Annotated in this window: 14 protein-coding genes and 1 pseudogene; 14 read left to right on the forward strand and 1 reads right to left on the reverse strand. The window is 44.6% G+C overall.

Annotated elements, in window-relative coordinates; translation table 11 throughout:
- Position 1 precedes the first annotated feature (1 nt).
- The 4 genes from ACFSR7_RS09385 to ACFSR7_RS09400 all read left to right on the forward strand — a co-directional run bounded on the left by ACFSR7_RS09385 (position 2) and on the right by ACFSR7_RS09400 (position 3,943).
- Positions 2–679 carry an amino acid ABC transporter permease gene (locus ACFSR7_RS09385; protein ID WP_378160840.1) on the forward strand — a complete coding sequence of 226 codons (678 nt, stop codon included), beginning with the start codon at positions 2–4 and terminating at the stop codon, positions 677–679.
- 26 nt (positions 680–705) lie between these two features.
- A complete protein-coding gene (locus ACFSR7_RS09390) occupies positions 706–1,482 on the forward strand; it encodes an amino acid ABC transporter ATP-binding protein (RefSeq protein ID WP_378161166.1) in 777 nt (258 codons plus the stop codon).
- 27 nt (positions 1,483–1,509) lie between these two features.
- Entirely contained in the window at positions 1,510–2,289 is a 780-nt protein-coding gene (locus tag ACFSR7_RS09395) for a transporter substrate-binding domain-containing protein (RefSeq protein WP_378160841.1), read from the forward strand.
- Positions 2,290–2,368: 79 nt separating this feature from the next.
- Positions 2,369–3,943 (forward strand): ABC-F family ATP-binding cassette domain-containing protein, encoded by a 1,575-nt coding sequence (locus ACFSR7_RS09400; RefSeq protein WP_378160843.1) that lies wholly within the window; start codon positions 2,369–2,371, stop codon positions 3,941–3,943.
- 77 nt (positions 3,944–4,020) lie between these two features.
- Here the strand turns inward: ACFSR7_RS09400 and ACFSR7_RS09405 are convergent, their stop codons facing one another.
- Positions 4,021–4,659, reverse strand: a complete 639-nt coding sequence (locus ACFSR7_RS09405; protein WP_378160845.1) for a nitroreductase family protein — start codon at positions 4,657–4,659, stop codon at positions 4,021–4,023.
- A gap of 119 nt (positions 4,660–4,778) precedes the next feature.
- Here ACFSR7_RS09405 and ACFSR7_RS09410 point away from each other — a divergent pair, with 119 nt between their 5' ends.
- From ACFSR7_RS09410 to ACFSR7_RS09455, 10 genes and pseudogenes are all read left to right on the forward strand, one after another.
- A complete protein-coding gene (locus ACFSR7_RS09410; protein WP_378160847.1) occupies positions 4,779–5,138 on the forward strand; it encodes a MerR family transcriptional regulator in 360 nt (119 codons plus the stop codon).
- Positions 5,139–5,197: 59 nt separating this feature from the next.
- Positions 5,198–5,536 carry a hypothetical protein gene (locus tag ACFSR7_RS09415; RefSeq protein WP_282906713.1) on the forward strand — a complete coding sequence of 113 codons (339 nt, stop codon included), beginning with the start codon at positions 5,198–5,200 and terminating at the stop codon, positions 5,534–5,536.
- A 203-nt stretch (positions 5,537–5,739) separates the two neighbouring features.
- On the forward strand, positions 5,740–6,306 hold the full coding sequence (locus ACFSR7_RS09420; protein WP_282906714.1) for a dihydrofolate reductase family protein: 567 nt from the start codon (positions 5,740–5,742) through the stop codon (positions 6,304–6,306).
- A 128-nt stretch (positions 6,307–6,434) separates the two neighbouring features.
- Entirely contained in the window at positions 6,435–6,881 is a 447-nt protein-coding gene (locus ACFSR7_RS09425) for a hypothetical protein (protein WP_378160849.1), read from the forward strand.
- Between the two features lie 879 nt (positions 6,882–7,760).
- The gene (locus ACFSR7_RS09430; RefSeq protein ID WP_378160851.1) at positions 7,761–9,356 is read left to right on the forward strand and encodes an RHS repeat domain-containing protein; all 1,596 of its coding nucleotides are present in this window, start codon (positions 7,761–7,763) and stop codon (positions 9,354–9,356) included.
- 119 nt (positions 9,357–9,475) lie between these two features.
- Entirely contained in the window at positions 9,476–15,346 is a 5,871-nt protein-coding gene (locus ACFSR7_RS09435) for an RHS repeat-associated core domain-containing protein (RefSeq protein ID WP_378160852.1), read from the forward strand.
- Between the two features lie 13 nt (positions 15,347–15,359).
- On the forward strand, positions 15,360–15,659 hold the full coding sequence (locus ACFSR7_RS09440; protein ID WP_378160854.1) for a hypothetical protein: 300 nt from the start codon (positions 15,360–15,362) through the stop codon (positions 15,657–15,659).
- Between the two features lie 187 nt (positions 15,660–15,846).
- Positions 15,847–16,194, forward strand: a pseudogene (locus ACFSR7_RS09445) (GNAT family N-acetyltransferase); the annotation flags it as partial.
- A gap of 107 nt (positions 16,195–16,301) precedes the next feature.
- Positions 16,302–17,120, forward strand: coding sequence for a stalk domain-containing protein (locus tag ACFSR7_RS09450; RefSeq protein ID WP_378160855.1), 819 nt, complete (start codon positions 16,302–16,304; stop codon positions 17,118–17,120).
- Positions 17,121–17,234: 114 nt separating this feature from the next.
- The gene (locus tag ACFSR7_RS09455; RefSeq protein ID WP_378160857.1) at positions 17,235–17,678 is read left to right on the forward strand and encodes a metallophosphoesterase; all 444 of its coding nucleotides are present in this window, start codon (positions 17,235–17,237) and stop codon (positions 17,676–17,678) included.
- Positions 17,679–17,723: the final 45 nt, after the last annotated feature.

Below are 17,723 nucleotides of genomic sequence, written 5' to 3' on the forward strand. Positions count from 1 at the left end.
CATGGCTTCAGAACGATTAGACCGCATTATGGAGATCATCTCCATGTCGCTGCAGCCCTTGCTGAAGGGGACGGTCCTGTATACGATCCCGATCTCGCTGCTTTCCTTCGCGCTCGGACTCGTATTTGCGCTGGCCATCGCCCTCGCAGGCTTATCGGCCAACCCCTATGCCCGGGTTCCCGCCCGGGTGTATGTGTGGATCATTCGCTGTACGCCGATTCTGGTGCAGCTCTTTCTCATATTCTATGGTCTGCCAAGCCTTGGCATTCTGCTGTCGCCGTTCGCCAGCATCGTGATCAGCCTGACGATCTCGGAAGCGGCCTACTCGTCGGAGATTATGCGGGCGGCCATCTTGTCGATCCCGCGCGGTCAGTGGCGGGCAGGCTATGCGCTCGGCATGTCGCGGAGCCAGAACCTCATCCGCGTGATTTTGCCGCAGGCGTTCAGGATTTGCGTGCCGAGCTTCGGCAATCAATTCATCACGCTGTTTAAAACCTCGTCGTTAGCCGCGCTCGTGACGATCCCCGATTTGTTCGGCGCGGCCAAGCTGATCGCCGCCTCGACCTTCGAGCCGATGCTGCTGTACCTGATCGCAGGCACGTATTATCTCGTTCTCTGCTCCGCGCTGACGATCTGGCAATCCCGGCTGGAGCGGCGGCTTGGCGCCTATCAGACCTAAACCGAAGGAAGGAGGGAGCGGCCCTGCTGCTTACTCTTCAAGGCTTAACGAAGCAATTCGGCGACGTGCCGGTGCTGAAGGCCATCGATCTGGAGCTGTCGCAAGGGACGACGACGGTCGTGATCGGGCCGTCGGGCTCGGGCAAGTCGACGCTGCTGAATTGCATCAATCTACTGGAGCTCCCGACCGGCGGGAGCATCCGCCTCGGCGAGCGGGAGCTTCGCTTCTCGCAGGCAGACAAGCCGAACCCGAAGGCCATCCTGGCCTTCCGTCGGCAGACCGGAACGGTTTTTCAGGGCAACCACCTGTTTCCCCATATGACCGCGCTCGAAAATGTCATGATCGGCCCGATCACCGCACGCCGGTTAACCCATACCGACGCACGGGTGCGCGCCGTCGCGCTGCTGGAGCAAGTCGGCCTTGCGGCCTTCCGGGACCGCTACCCGTACCAGCTGTCGGGCGGACAGCAGCAGCGGGTCGGCATCGCCCGGGCGATGTCGATGGAGCCGCAGATTCTTCTGTTCGACGAACCGACCTCGGCGCTCGACCCGGAGCTGGTCGGCGAGGTGCTGGAGGTCATGCGCGCCTTGAGCCGCTCCGGTATCACGCTTGTCGTCGTGACGCACGAGCTGGAATTCGCCAGCCGGGTCGCAGATCGGGTGCTGTTCATGGACCAGGGCACGATCCTGGAGAACGGAACCCCCGAGGCCGTTTTCGTGCATTCCCGCCAGGAACGGGTTCGGCAATTCGTGAGCCGTCTGGCACCGGGGTTTTCTTCGCTATTCCCTGCGTATTCCATTTAATTGCTTATTATCGGAGGATGGTTGATCGTGTTCAGAAAAATGGCATTTCTTATGGTTGCGGCAGGATTGCTCCTGAGCGCATGCAGCGCCAAGAGCCAGTCCGGCAGCACGCTTGCGCAATTGAAGAAAAAAGGGGAGATCGTCGTCGCCACCACCGGCACGTATCCGCCTTATTCGTTCCACGACGCCAGCGGTTTAACCGGCTTCGATATCGATATTTCCAATGAAGTCGGCAAGCGGATCGGTCTGAAGGTGAAGTTTGCCGAGGTCGAATTCGCCGGCATGTTCTCGGGCCTGGACGGCGGCCGCTTCGACACGATCCCGCAGCTGTCCATTACCGAGGAGCGTCAGAAGAAGTACGACTTTTCGGATCCCTATCAATTTTCCAACCTGACCCTAATCGTGCTCGAGGAGAACAAAGAGATCAACGGCTTCGCGGATTTGAAGGGGAAGAAGACGAACGGGCTTGCGGAATCAGTACAAGGGGCGCTTGCGTTAAAATACGGTGCCACGCTGGTGCCGGAAAATGGCGACTCCGTCGAGCTGCTGCAATCGAAGCGGGTCGATGCGCTCATCTATAACAGCCTGTACTTTCTGGATTTGCGCAAGAAACGGCCCGATCTCAAAATCAAAGTGGTCGACCAGTCCGACGACCTGGAGACCGCGGCATTCCTGTTCCGGAAGGGCAATGCGGATACGGTGGAAGCCTTCGACGAAGCGCTGAAGGCGATGCACGCGGACGGCACCTACGCCAAGATTTCGACGAAATACTTTGGCAAGGACATTTCCGAGGGTGTAAAACTGTAAATCGACCATGCGCGGCCGATCTCCTTTGACCAACAATGCTATAATCACCTTAGAAGTTGCAACCGGAAAGGTGATCGGCATGAGCGTCATACGTTTGGAGAACGTCACGAAGAAGTACGAAGATTCGATGGTTTTTCGCGATATTTATTTTCGGGTGATGCAAGGTGAACGGATCGGTCTCATCGGACGAAATGGCGCCGGCAAGTCGACGGTATTCAAGCTCATTCTTGGACAGGAAGAACCGACGGCCGGCAGAGTAGAGATCGATCCTCAGGTGAAAATCGGATATTTCTCGCAGTTCTCGGAGTTAAGGGGCAGCTTGTCCGTTCAGCAAGAGCTGGAGGCATGCTTCGAGCAGGTCGCGCTTATCGAACGGGAGCTGCAAGAGGTCGGGGATAAGCTGGGTATCGTTACCGACGACAAGGAAATGGACGGGCTGCTCGCCAGGCAGGCGGAGCTATTCGAGCAGATGGAGCATCTCGATGGCTGGAATGTGTCCGTCGAGATTAACACGGTGCTGACGAAGCTGGGGTTCAACGACAGATCGCGCCATCAGCCGATCGATGAGCTGTCCGGCGGGTGGCGCAACCGCGCCGCGCTCGCGAAGATGTTGATCCAGCTGCCCGACGTCGTGCTGCTCGACGAGCCGACCAATTACTTGGATATGGAAGGCATCGCATGGCTGGAGCAGTGGCTGTACCGGTTCAAGGGTGCCATGATTCTGGTGTCCCATGACCGGCAATTCATCGACAAGGTCGTTACGCGCACGATTGAGATCGAAAATTATCATTTTCAGGAATACGAAGGCAATTACACCGACTACGTTCGTAAAAAGAAAATGCGCAAGAAGGAGCTCGACCGTCAGTTCGAGTGGGAGGAAGAGCTGCTGCTCATGGAGTCCGAGGCGATCGACGAACGCGCGAACAGGAAGTCGGGCGCCAAGGACCGGCTCTCGCGCAAGCTGGCGGATAACAAGAAGCGAATCGAGCCGCATCCGGTTAACGTGCTGATTACCGATATTTACGAGCGGCTGCGCTTTCCGGACAAGCTATGCGAAGCCAAGAAGATCGGGCAGACCTACGAGGGGCGGCAGATCTTCGAGAACGTGAGCTTCGATATTCAGAAGGAAGACCGCCTCGTCATCGTGGGGCCCAACGGAAGCGGGAAGTCTACGCTTATCAAGGCGCTCACCGGGCAGGAAAAGCCTGAGTCCGGAGAGGTGGTCTGGGAGAAGGGCGTCAGCTACGCTTACTTCAACCGGATGTGGGAGGAGCTTGATCCCAAGGATACCGTCAGCCATGCGGTGAATACGTATGGATTGGGACTGGACGCTCCCCGCAAAAAGGTGAACAAATTCCTGGCCATGCTGCAATTTTCGGAGGCGGATCTGAGCAAGGTCATCGGCAATCTGTCCGGCGGGCAGAAGGCGCGGGTGGCGCTGGCCAAGTGTCTTCTCTCCGGTGCGGCCGTGATCATCCTGGACGAGCCGACCAACCATCTGGATCTTACGAGCATTCAGGTCATGGAGCAAGCGCTGATCCATTTTCCCGGCGCGGTCATTACGGTAAGCCACGATCGCTTCTTCATCGATAAGATCGGGACGAAGATGCTGACCTTCGATCCGATAGCGGGAGTGACCGAGCAAAGTTTATAGACGCGATTTAGAGGGCCGCGACAGATTGCCGGGAGGCAGTCTGTTGCGGTCCTCATTGCGCTTCTCCGTGCATGATCTTATCTCCAAAACGTAATTTTCTCCGAATCTAATCGAACGGATGCATACCCTTCTTCTTTGGCTTTTCCAATGGAAATGATCATTACGGGAACATAGCGGTCTTCATCCAAATCAAACGCTTTGGCTACCTGATCCGTTTCAAAGCCCGCCATCGGATTCGTATCGTACCCGTGCGCGCGAGCGACCAGCATGAGCTGCATGGCAAAAAGGCTGCTATCGATTTTGGCGACTTCAACCAGCAGTTCTCTAGGCAGCGTCGGGAACATCGACAGGATCGTGTTCAACTGGCTGTCTCTGACCTCGGGCGGCATTTTACCTTGCTCCACCGCTGCATCGTAAATTTCTTTGGCATAGTCGTAGCTTTGGATATCGCCGAAAAGGATGAGCATGGCGGACGAAGTGTCGTTCTGCAGCGTGTTAAACCGCACGAGCGGCCTCAGTTTTTCTTTACCTTCCGGGGTGTCGACCACCACGACGCGCCAAGGCTGCATATTGGCAGAGGACGGCGCCAGGCTGGCTTCCGAAATGATCTCACGCAGCTCATCTTTTGATATTTTAACGTTTTCGTCATAGTTGCGAACGGAACGCCGACCCTTAACAATGCTGGCAAAATCGTTATTTTGAATATGGTTGAACATCAAAACCTCTCCCTTTGATAACCGTGATTTTTTGACTTGGCATTTGCCATCGGTTATCCTACTCGCATTATGGACTATGAACTTAAGTTCATAGCAACAGGTAAAGGAGAGGTCTCCTGATGAGAATAAACGATGTTGCTAAATTGACGGGTCTGCCGATCTCCACCTTGAGATTCTATGAACGCAAAAATATAATCCCGGACACATTCGTCAAACGAGATCCGAATAATTACCGCATTTACTCGGAGGAGGTAGTCGACTATCTCAATGACGTGAAGACCCTTCTATCCGTAGAATTCTCGATCGAAGAGCTGCGTTTGTTGGTCGATCAACAGCATCATTTCTCATCCGAGGCCAAGAAAAAAGTGGTGGAGCAGAAGCTCATCGAAATCGAAAATCTTCAGCGGCAGCTGCAAAAGTCGAAAGCATTTTTGAAGGCCATCTTGGAGGGGGAAGCCAAGTTTCAAACGAAGTGTTGAGGGGGATCAAGCATCATTTTCGATGGTCGGGTCTGTAACAATAGGAAGGGGCAGAGACGATGTCCAGACACTGGATTGAAGACCAAAAGTATTTGCTTGCTGCTATTGATAAATATCGGTCTCAGATCGAAGGGGAAAATTTAATTGAACAAAAGAAAATGACTTTAAGATTTGCTCAAAACCTACACAACGAAACGCCTGAGTTAAATCACAGGACGGTACACTCAATAAATGAACGTTTGCCCTACCTTGATAATTTGCTTGCTGGCGTATTCGAGGTTCATAATTACGCTGCTAAAGATCAACACTTATACTTGACACGACCAAGAATGAATGGAAACAGAGATTTTAACGCTTGTAACACGCGTCATTCGTATAATGGAGCAGTTCAACGATAGGTCACAACCGGAGGCGACACCTTAAACATGCAGCCTGCCGGCTTAATCGGGAGTTTTGCGAAACTTCTTGTCTGCAAAAAAAATTAGGCTTCCTCTTGAACGTTACGTTACGTAATGATTTATAGTGAACTTAGCAACAGGACAAAGTATGGGAAACGTTCAAAAACGAACAAGATAAATTCCAAATTGAAGGAGAGATGGACATGAGAAAGCTCGTATTGTTCATGCATGTATCGCTGGATGGGTATGCGTCGGATTCGGAGGGAGGCCTGGGTTGGATTCCTTACAACGAGGAATTTGAGAAGTACGCCGAGGAGGTCGTAGCCGAAGTCGGCTCTCCGGTATACGGACGTACGACGTATCGGATGATGGAGAGCTACTGGCCGACGGTGCTGGACGATCCGAACGAGTCGACGCACAGTTTAGAGCATGCTAGGTGGGTACAGGATGTGAAAAAGATCGTCATTTCCAGCACGATGGACAAGGCGGAATGGAACAATACGATGTTGATCAAGGACAATATCGCAGAGGAGATCAAGGCGCTTAAGGAGCAGCCGGGCAAAAACCTCGTAATCTTCGGTAGCCCTGGAGCTGCGAAGACGCTGCTTGAGCTTGGCCTGATCGATGAGTTCCTACTGACGATTTGTCCGGTCGTCCTTGGCAGTGGAAAGTCGGCATTCGACGGCGTCGAGAAAATCCGGCTCAAGCTGCTGTCCAGCCGCACATTTGACTCGGGCATTATCGCGACCCGCTATGCGGTGGAGAAATAGTCGAGAACTATAACATGTTCCGCTCGAACTGAAGCGTTACTTTAATTCAACAGCCTGCTGGCGCAATCCGGCAGGCTGTTTGGCTAACAAGCAGGAGCGTTCAATCGTTTCCCAAATGGAGGGGGATGATGAACAAGTATGTAATTTATATAGTTGCCAGCGTGATTTGTATCTTGATACCCGTTATTGGTCTTTTGTATGGTTTGTGGGATATCCATCAACCTAAAACTGGGCCTGTCGGAGACGGAAAACCGAAATATCCCACCATTCCTCAACTCATACCTATTGTTTCTTGTTTTATTCTTGGAGCAGTGAATCTGCCTTTTGCCATAATGCGATACAGACAGCGTTATGCGTCTAGAAAGGAGGACAAGTATGTTGAATCGCTATATTCCAATCATTACGAAATGAGCAAATCGAATCATGTATTCAAAATGAAATTGAAGTTGATATTTGGATACAAGACGACTTGGAGACTTCCGCATATATTATTAGCTACGATGATCTTTCAATCGAGGTTGTTGGTGGTAGATACTTACGGTCATGTGTTGAACTACGATCAAAACAAAAAGTAATTTTGTAATAGTATATTGTCAAATTTGTATCAGCCCGACAGGGCGGAAGGGCGAAGCCCAAGAGCGTCAACGACAATCAGGGGAAGCCGTCCAACCATTTGCAAATTCTTGCAAAGAGATATTAGATCTTTATTAAAGATATTAAAAGATTATTATATACCCTTTTCGAGGCAAAATATCACGCGGCAAGGGTGTTCGAAAATCCCCTGTAACCCTTGCTGCGTAAGGCTTTGTTCTACTTTTGCTGGCATATACCCTTTTCGCGGGAAAATGTCACACCGATCAAAATCTGACGGGTAGGTTTTGGATCAAAATATCAAGGGGGTTCTCAATACCTTTTTGGCCGACTATTCCTTAAAATTAAAGGATTTTCTGCAGATCGACTCTAAACAATGACCGCATTTTAATAGGGCAACCTTTATGCCATGAAACCACGATTCGCAACCTCAGCATCCAGGTCCCGCTCCAGTAGCAGCTGAGAGAGCGTCCCATAAAGGTGTACGCTCGTTGGAGTGGTTGGACAGGGAAATGTTGGTCAGGCAAAATGAGCGGCGTAGAGTAACGCTGGAAGCAGTCAGGTAGCGGGTTTTTCCTCTTATACTCCTCAACGTTCCGATGTTTCAATTACCTTATATAGAACGATCTTACTCCTATTATTTCATCACTATGACTATATATCTCAAATATTGGATAGAAATAAAACGAAGAGTGTCGGACTTAAAGTTTAATAAGAGACCTTGAAAAGAGTTTTTGATTTGCTTATTTGTTAACTAATCGATCAAATTGTAATCCGTATATTAAATATGGAAAAAATGACTTTCACAATTTATCCAGCAAAATATAATAGATGAAGATTATATTTCGCTGGAGGGGCTCCTTATGAAGAAACGGTATGGATTCATGGTAGTATTATTGGCTTTGATCTTTTCTTTGGAAACAGGGGTAAGTGCAAAAGAAGGAACAACGACAAGTAATTATGGTACTGAAAGTAAATTGAATTCGAATAGCAAACAATCAAGCATTTCTAAAAACAGCTCAATAACAAATGCCGATGATGATGTTGAATATAGTTTAAATCAAGAGCTCTCGAATAAAGGGGACTATTTAAAATATTTAAGCCAATTAGCGTATTCACAAGAGAAATATGAACTTAATACAGTAATTTTGCAAACTTATTATGATCTATTAAGCACTAATTATAACTTGCATGAAGCAAATGCCACATCAGAGCAGCTAGAGTCCTTATTGAACGAATATATAAAAAATATTGAGTATTTTAAAAGTCAGGTAGGAAAACTAACGGAAGCAGGCAAGCTGTCTTCAAGTAAAACGTCTAATTCTAACTCTTTCAGTCTTCAGTCCTCTTTCCCTACAGGAAAGTCGATTCAATTAAGTACAACACATATTATTGAATATGCTACAGACACATTGTGGTATTTTACTCCTCCAAAGAATGGGGTTTATCAGCTTACAGTATCCCAAATTGATCTGGAACTTGAAGACATGGATTATGTTGTTTTAATATTTGCAGATAACGTTCCTAATTATCAACATACGATTACTGGAGATATTACAAATAACTGGAGTAAATTAACAAAGACAATTACGGTAAATTTAAGCGGGGGCAGGACCTATCCAATAAGTGTATTTTCAAGTCTTGGGAACGCCAATTTTGTGATTACTAGTTTACCAATCGTGGATTTAAATTCCCCTCTCGATTTATCAATCCCTGAAAATCAGTATGCAATATTACGATTTAGTCCAATTCAAACAGGTGAGTACAAATTCTTCACTAGCCCTTATGGTGGTTTTGAAAGTTGTTCTTCTAACGGAGCATTAATTGAAATGTTTGAGGAAGATTCGTTAGAAAATTTAATTTCAACTGGAGAAGAGACATACGATGAATGCATATATTCGGAATTAAGTGTCTATTTAGAACAAGGTAACACTTATTTCATTAAGCTTGCTCCAGATCATGTATTAAATCATGATTTACAAACTCGGTTTCAAGTTGTATCCAATGTAGATTCATCCTTATTGATGAAAGTACCCACCGATATAAACAAGACAAATACAACAAAATGGGGTTTGGAGTTTCTTACGCCCGCTACGCAAAATTACTTAGTTACAACGGACTTCTATCAGGGCATCCCAGTTGCTGGTGAGCTTCCTCCATATACCGTAGTTGAGGTATACAACGAGAGAATGAATCAATTACTTGCATGGGGAACTGGTGCTACCAATGTGAGTTTACAGGGTGGCTTAATTTATTACGTTAGAATTAATGGATATACAACCAACATGAAGGTCAGGGTAGGCATCGATAGTTCCACAACTCAAATTCCTAGCAAAAGCATTTATAAATATGACTCAAAAGGAAGGCTGCTTTCAATTCAGTTATCTAACGGACAAGTTATTGAATTTTATTACGATTTGAATGGGAACTTGCTTTCTAAAAAGGTTTTCAATCCATGACTTATAAATTCTTGATCAAATCCAAATATATTCATAATTTTAAGTAGCTTTTTGATGCTTTGTTTTTTCCTTCATCAGTTTGTAACTAAATCAAATTTATCAAAGGGGAAAATGCCTTTATGATGAAATGGCTAAAAAGCGGATTATCAATTCTTATAATATTGAGTTTAGTGGCTGGCAATTTTCTTAAGGAAAATCAAGTTGTTTATGCAAATGAAAATTCAGACAATCAGTCAAGTCAGTTTGAAATTTCATCACAATATATTGCACAGCGTTTTGGGACAACAGAAGCATTCATACAGGGGCAATTAAATTCAGGTTATTCTTTAAACCAGATCTATTCTGCTTTTGTCTATTCTGGGCTTAAAAGTGTTTCTTACCAGGATGCAATTTACAAGCTTTTTCCTGAAGAACAGAATTTATCGACTTCTATTACCAGCGATGTCTATGAAGAACCCAATGACTCAATACTAGACTTGCCGATAGTACTAAAAGAGGATGCTCCCTTCGCTAATTTGTCAGTAAGTGGTGTGGCTTACGGGGAGTTGAATGGTGAAGAATCCTCAGTAGAAGATGTCGTCTACCGTAATTCGCAAGAATTTAAACAAGACATTTCTGTCGCTGAAGCCGCATACGCGGTAAAGTCAGAACCGCTTGCTTTAGTCGCTCAGCCTGAAAAACCGATTACCATAAGTGTTCCTCCTGAGTTCAGCAGACAAAGCATAAATCAAGCCCCTTATTCAGTGAATTCCGATGCAGAATCAATTTCTAGCATGACTGGAGATCTTTCGATTCAGCAAACGGATATGGAGTTGCCGGGAAGAAATGGCTTGTCTTTTGCTCTTACACGCAAGTATAACAGCTCCTCTTCACAGTTATATGACATGGATGTGGGGGAGGAGACTTACTCATTTGATGTGCTTCATTACTATGTAGAATATTCAGGAAACCAGCAAAGTGTATCGAAAACTTATTCGGTAAAATATATTGAAGATATGTGGGTAGAGGAAGACTACAATGGAGACGGGCAACCGGACAACAGTACTTATATACTGGAGTCTACAGAGAAGCTGCTGGGTAATTATGCTACAAAAACAGAAGCGGAATCGGCACGTACAGCACTGGCGAGACGTGGGAAAACCTATAATACATCCTACATAAGCGATGTCAGAAGTAGCTCAATTATAAGTTCATCGACCTCAAGTTTTCCGAACTCTGTATCATACAATTCCGACGGATACACAGGCACTTTGTTCAAAAAGGGGTCTCCAACTCTTAATTCCGGCGAATATAAAAACGCAGAGACTAAACCTAAATCCGATATTTGTACAAATGCGATACCTGGCATATACAATTCGAGTGGCAATTGGGTAGCCACCGGCACAGGAAACTCATGTCCCAGTTCCATAGATTATAGCGATGCTGATGGTTTCTCTGGCACATTGAGCCGAGGTGATACGACTAATCCGAAGCCATGCTCAAGTCCAGGAACACCTGGATACATCTGTACTAAAACTTATATTGCCAACTATTCCGGAAATGTGACCCGTCCAGCTAAAGATACACGTAACTGGAAGCAAGATTATGAAGGCACGGTCGGCAAAAATTCCTGGACCAACAGTGGAAGCGATCATTGGCGTTATGTCTACGATGTACGTTCCACTCGGATAAATGAGAATGAAGTGTTAGGGCCATCCGTTCCAGTTACTTTAGAATCTCCTTCTATTTTTGAAAACTATGTTGACGCTATTGTTGAAGTAAATAGAATAAACAGTCTACCAGGGAGATATATAGGTGATGAAGATGGTTATAGATATTATGCTGCAGCCACTCCAAAAGCCGAGGTGCACTGGTTTAGTGTAGGTACTGGTTTTACTACCAATTACTTTGGTAAAACAAAGCCTAAAGTAGATCAACAAACATACCCAATTGGTGCCGGTTGGTCTTGGAACTTGCCGTACATTGAATCAGATGATGATAAGAAATATTTGAATATGGCGGACGGCAGCAAATATGAAATTGAGGGGAATAAAATAAAAGGAAGTAGCTGGGAAGGGACATCAATTAATCCAGATAACTCTGTCACCGTGAACGATCTAGTTTCAGCAAATGTATTAGTCACGGTTGATGGACTAACCAGGCAGTATTTCGATGCTGATGGGCGTTTGCTTCAAATTTCTGATAACTACAACAATACGATAAAGTTCAAATATGAGCAGAGTTTGGAATACAATCGCAAGGTTTTATCTCAAGTTGAGGATGCGATTGGTAATACTATTAATATTTCGTATTCACCAAGCGAAGTAACTTTGACGAAAAGCAATGAAGTCGTCAAATATACCAAGGGCATTGAGCAAGGGGTTGAAGTATTAAGCTCTGTACAAGATGCGGAGGGCAGGCTAACTAGTTACATGTATTTCACCGGGCAAGCTAAATTTAATCTTTTTGCTGATCGACCGGATCGTGCAGTTTCAAATCCATATGCGCTTTTGGAAAAGGTGACTTATCCAACCGGTGCTGTTACAACATACAAATTTGAATCCAGTCCAGTGAGTAGGTATATTGGTGCCAATGCAGTAAATGAAGTGTATCGTTTGTCAGATCGATACGATGAGATTCATTACAACAATGGCTCTACACTTGAATATAATCGCAAATCGATTAACTACAACAGCTCTGATTATGCTTCATCGTACAATCAAGATCTTACTTTTTCTAATACAATGACTGATGGATTGGTGATTACACAATATCAATTCAAGAAAAAATTTGTAAATGATTCCACTCCTGCACAATACTATCTTGAGCAATCGACCGCGATGGCTGAGGGAACGGAGAAGAAAACGGTCTATGCGTATAATAAAATTGTGGGAGCGCGGACATATCCAGTTTCAGAACCTACTTCCATTGTTTCGAGCGACAATCGCACATCTGATGTATTTTCGACATCTATTCAATACGATGACTATGGAAATGTCTTGCAAAAAACGGACCCTACCGGTAAAACTTCAAACTATACCTACGATAACAGTAGGCATCTTATTCAAACAGCCGTTGAACCAGTAGATAACACGCGATTTAAGTATACGTTATATGAAAGAAATGCATTGGGTAAGCTGACACAAGTAATATCCCGAAAAGACAACGCTACAGGGCAAGTGTTACAGCAATTCACATACAGTGGATACGATAGCTATGGTAATTTGCAAGCAATGACGTTGGCCAATGGTGCAAAACCAACGACAATTCAGTATGAGTACAGTAGTGTTTATTCCGGTGCTTTTTTGACAAAAGAGAGCACTCAATTTCACGATGTTAACGGAATTTTAATAGTTAAGGCTCAGTCTGCAAAATATGAGAAATCAACTGGACTTATGAATTCTTATAAGGATGGCCGAGAGCTTGAGACGAGTTATACCTATGATAAACTTGGACGTATCTTAAATATCACTTATCCGAATCATGAATCTTCTTCTATCGCCTATGACGATATGGGGAACATAGTCACATTTACGAACGAAGAGGGCAACCAGTCACAGGTCGGTTGGAACGCTCTTGGCTGGAAGATAAGCGAGAGTATTAAGGATAGTACAGGCTTCCGCGTAGTGCAATCGTACGAGCATGATGCATACGGTAGATTGCGTACTAGCGTAGACGCCCTTGGTAAGAAAATCAGTTATGAATACGATAATTGGGATCGTCTTAAGCTTACAACTTTTCCCGATTCGTCCACGGTTCGAACGCTCTATGACGATGTGACACGCCAAGTCCTCTCAACAGACGCGGAAGATGCAATACAAATGAAAACTTATGACAAGTGGGGGCAGTTGCATGCGGAGTTTGAGAAGTCACCAGTAACACAATTGCTAACACAGCTTTCAAATCAGCAAGTTGATGCCGTAAGTGGACTGTTACAGTCAGTGAAAGATGGAGAACAAAATCTCACTGCTTACACCTATGATTACGATGGGAAATTGAAGACGGTCACGAATGCAAAGAACGAGACTACAAGTTATGACTACGATTTACAAGGAAATATGACGAGAATTACATTCCCTGATAGTTCATTTAAACAATATGTGTATGATGAGCTGGGGCAAATGATCCAGCAAATCAATGAGGAGGGTACCAATGAACTGAACGAATATGATTTAAACGGAAATCCGTTATTTGTTACAGATCGAATGGGTAACAAGACTAGCTTTGTGTTTGACTCACGTAATAGAATGCTTAAGAAAATTAACAATGATGAGACAGTAGAATTTAAATATGATAAAGCTGGAAGAAGAACTTATTTAATAGACGATACAGGGCCAACTAAATATGATTACGATTCAAATACTGGTCAGCTAAAAACTGTCACATATCCAGACGGGCTCCAGCTAAGCAATATTCAATACGAAGCCAACGGTAATCGTTCGCAAGCCACTGGGCCTTTCGGGCAAACCGTATATTGGACCTATGACTCAATGCATCGATTAAAGACCACCGGAACGAATGTTAATCCTGAAATGGCCGAAGCAAAGTATAGTTATTACGACAACAGTATGCTTCATTATGTCGATCAATCTAACGGTGTTCAAACGGAATATGAGTATGACGGCATGAAGTTAACGAAAATGTCTCAAAAGTTGAATCAGCAAAGCGTTGGCGATTCCTGGGATTATGGTTACGACAACAATCACAATATTACAAGTGTTAAGACCAATGGATCAACGACTCATTTTGCTTATGACAAACTAAATCGAATTGAGTCTTCTCCGGAATTGCAAGAAAAATACAACTACGACAATCGTGGCAATCGGATCGTAATGGAATCTTCGCATGGCATGGTGCTTACTGACTCAAAATACACTTATGATAAGCAAAACCGTCTAATTCGCGCCGAACAAGATGGGAAGATAGTCCAATATAAGTATAACGGCGACGGTTTGATGGTAGAAAGGACAGAATCGGGACAAAAGACCCGCTACTATTACGATGGAGATCAGATTATTGCTGAGGCGGAAGTCATTAATGGACACCCACAATTCAAGGCTGCATATTTACGCGGAGCCAGACTTGAAGCTATAGTTTATAATGATTCAAAAGCATTTTTTAGCTTTAATGGTCACGGCGATGTTACTAGTTTAAGAGGCGCTGATGGCGGATTATTAAATAGCTATAAATACGATGTCTGGGGGAATATCCAAAGCAAAACTGAACTTATAAAAAATCCGTTTCTTTACTCCGGAGAATACTGGGACTCTACGACTGAATTACAGTATTTGAGAGCCAGATGGTACGATCCTAGTGTCGGTAGGTTTATTAATGAGGATACGTTCGAAGGACAAATTGATAATCCGCTCACGTTGAATTTGTACACCTATGTGCATAATAATCCACTGCTATATACGGACCCAAGTGGCCATATAATTGTCTTTCCTAATGTAAAAGATTTATGGAATGGTTCGGTAAAGAAGGTGAAAAGTACATTAAAATGGATGGAATCTGAAAATAAAGAAATGAGTGATTTTTCATGGTATTATAAAATGATGTATGGGGATATGATAGATTCTTTTTTCAATCCCACATATGTAGATGCAGCATCAGCAATAGGAGGGCTAAAAGGTCCTGGAAAGAAAAGCGGAATTAAAATTCCTGTTAAAACAAAGACTATTACTGAAGTCAGTAAAGATCTCTCTAAAATCGCAGGTAAATATCGAAACTGTAATCTTACTTGCACAGATGCAGCTAAAGATATGAAAGCTTACATGGTTAAAAATGGAATTAAGGGAATGCAAGTTGAAGTGAAGTATGAGGGAGGAAGAGGGTGGATTTGGAGTGATTCCGCTGGGAAAAGTATCAGCGAAAACGGTTATCATACAGGGATCCTGTATGAAGGTAAAGTTTACGATAATATCCATCCCAATGGGATAGAGTATCAAAAATGGTTAGATGATCTTCATGCCACTGGAACAAGAAAAACAAAAGATATTAAGATCAATTAGGAGCATGGTAAATATGGACAAACTGTATAATCTACTCCAAAAGATAGGGCATCTACCTGAAATCTATCTTGGCACGAAGTCACTACATTTACTTCAGGCTTTCCTGAATGGTTATATTGAATATCATTACGAAATGACTGGTGAATCAAGTTCTTTCTTTCTTCCCGAGTTTCAAAAATATATTGAAAAAAATTTTAATGTTACCACTACGCACAGCTGGGCATCCATAATTATTTTAAACTCCAGTAGCGAAGAAGAAGCTTTTGAGAATTTCTACAAACTACTTATTGAATTTTTCGAACTAGAGAAGTGATATTGAGAGAGGTTTAAATGATGTATTACAAAACCCACCTGTGAGTGTTTTACTCCTGGTGGGTTTTCTTCGATGCTTCAACCGATTGCGTTAGAATTCAGCGACGGTGCAGGACTTGATCTAAAGCCCAAAGCTGTCGTTAATTTGTATTTAGAATATTTTTTAATTTGTTTAATCAGACGTACTTAATGGAGGGCATCCATTTCCATTTGTCATATACGCGGATGAGCAGCCCGTTGGATTTGTTATGTTGGCCTATGGAATAACAGGATACGATGAACCGTCTATTGCAGAAAATAATTATTGCATCATGCGACTGATGATTGACAAGCAATATCAGAACAAGGGTTATGGTCGGGCGGCTATGAAAAAAATTCTGGAATTTATCCGCACATTCCCCGCTGGCCCCGCACATTACTGCTGGATTCCTTATAAATCCGAAAACGTTGCTGCTAAAAAGCTCTATGAAAGCTTCGGCTTCCGTGATAATGGAGAAGTCTTCAACAATGAATCAATAACCGTATTACGACTCTGACTTGCTACCGATATACAAATTGTTTTCCGAATGTTATATTTTCCCTTAAGAGAACGAGCGTCAAGGCTATTCCTTATTTAGCAGCCGTTCCAAGGAGGCCATCCCTGTTGTTGCATTTCATTAAAAATGGCTTGCGCATTGCTGCGACAGCCTTGTTAGCCTTTCCAGTTTTAGCGGCAGGAAGAGAAGGTGCACAAGCCTCTCCTGTATCAGTAGGCAAGGAAATACAAGCGCAAGTGCATTTGAAGGTCAACAATTACTACGTGCTCTTCACTGCTCCCGATGTCTCCTACATTGATGCAAAAAATAGACTTATGCTGCCGCTGCGCGCCGTTGGTGAATTGCTAGGCGCGGATGTGATTTACGACGCCAAACTTCACAGCGCTACGGTGTCCTTGGCAAAACATCAAGTGGAGTTGACGCTAAACGCCAATACCGCTTTGTACGATGGCACGATCGTTAAATTGGACACGATGCCCGTAATGAAACAAGGCCAGTTCTTTATCCCTGCAAAAGTACTATTGAACGGACTCCATATCAAAGCTCAGTATGAAGAATCGTTGCTCTCCATTTCCATCCCCGATGGAAGTGAAAGAAGAAGCATCACGCAACGCCTCAACGATTTCGGGGAATTTCAAACGGTCGGTTATTTTCGGCCGCTTTATTTCAAAATGAACCTGCCGCCCGCAGGCAGTAAAGATAAACGTATTTCGCTTACGTTTGTCGCAAAGAACGTATCCGGCAACGACTTGCCGGCAGGGACAGAAGACTTCCATACCGCTGATGTTACTATTGGCGGATACGGTTTTTCCGATCCCGTTCCCGAGCGCTCGCGTGAGGCCGTTCCTGCAGGGGGCACTTACGAGGTTAACCGAACGCTATACTCCTCGGAAGGCTCTTTGAAGTATATTTTGGTTTCTGAATAAGCTTAATGAAAAATCTCTAGATACGAACGGTAGACGGCTAGAAGTCCGGCTGCCGTTTTTTTACTCCGTATTCGTGTGATGGTTATGTCGAAGAAATAGGGGGCGAGGGATGTAATGATATTTGTAACTGGCGATACGCATGGAGCAATCAGTATTGGAAAGCGATTAAATACAAGAAATTTTCCTAAGCAGCGTGAACTGACTAAAAAGGATTACGTTATCATTGTGGGCGATTTTGGTCTGATATGGAATCTCGATGCTGAAGACCGATATTGGTTAAAGTGGCTTAGTAAACAGAAGACATTTACTACACTTTTTATTGACGGAAACCATGAGAACTTTGATCTATTAGAGAGCTACCCAGTTGAAATTTGGAATGGCGGGAAAATTCATCGGATCAATGACAGCGTAATGCATCTGATGAGAGGACAAGTATTTAATATTGATGGACTTGGTTTTTTTACATTTGGTGGAGCATTCTCGCATGATAAAGAGGATCGCATTGAAGGCAAGTCCTGGTGGAGGAGAGAAATGCCTTCACAAGCAGAATATGAATAGGGAATTAATAATCTCGGTCACGTCAACTGGTCTGTTGACTACGTG

This window comes from Cohnella sp. GCM10020058 (assembly GCF_042683485.1).
Lineage (GTDB): Bacteria > Bacillota > Bacilli > Paenibacillales > Paenibacillaceae > Cohnella.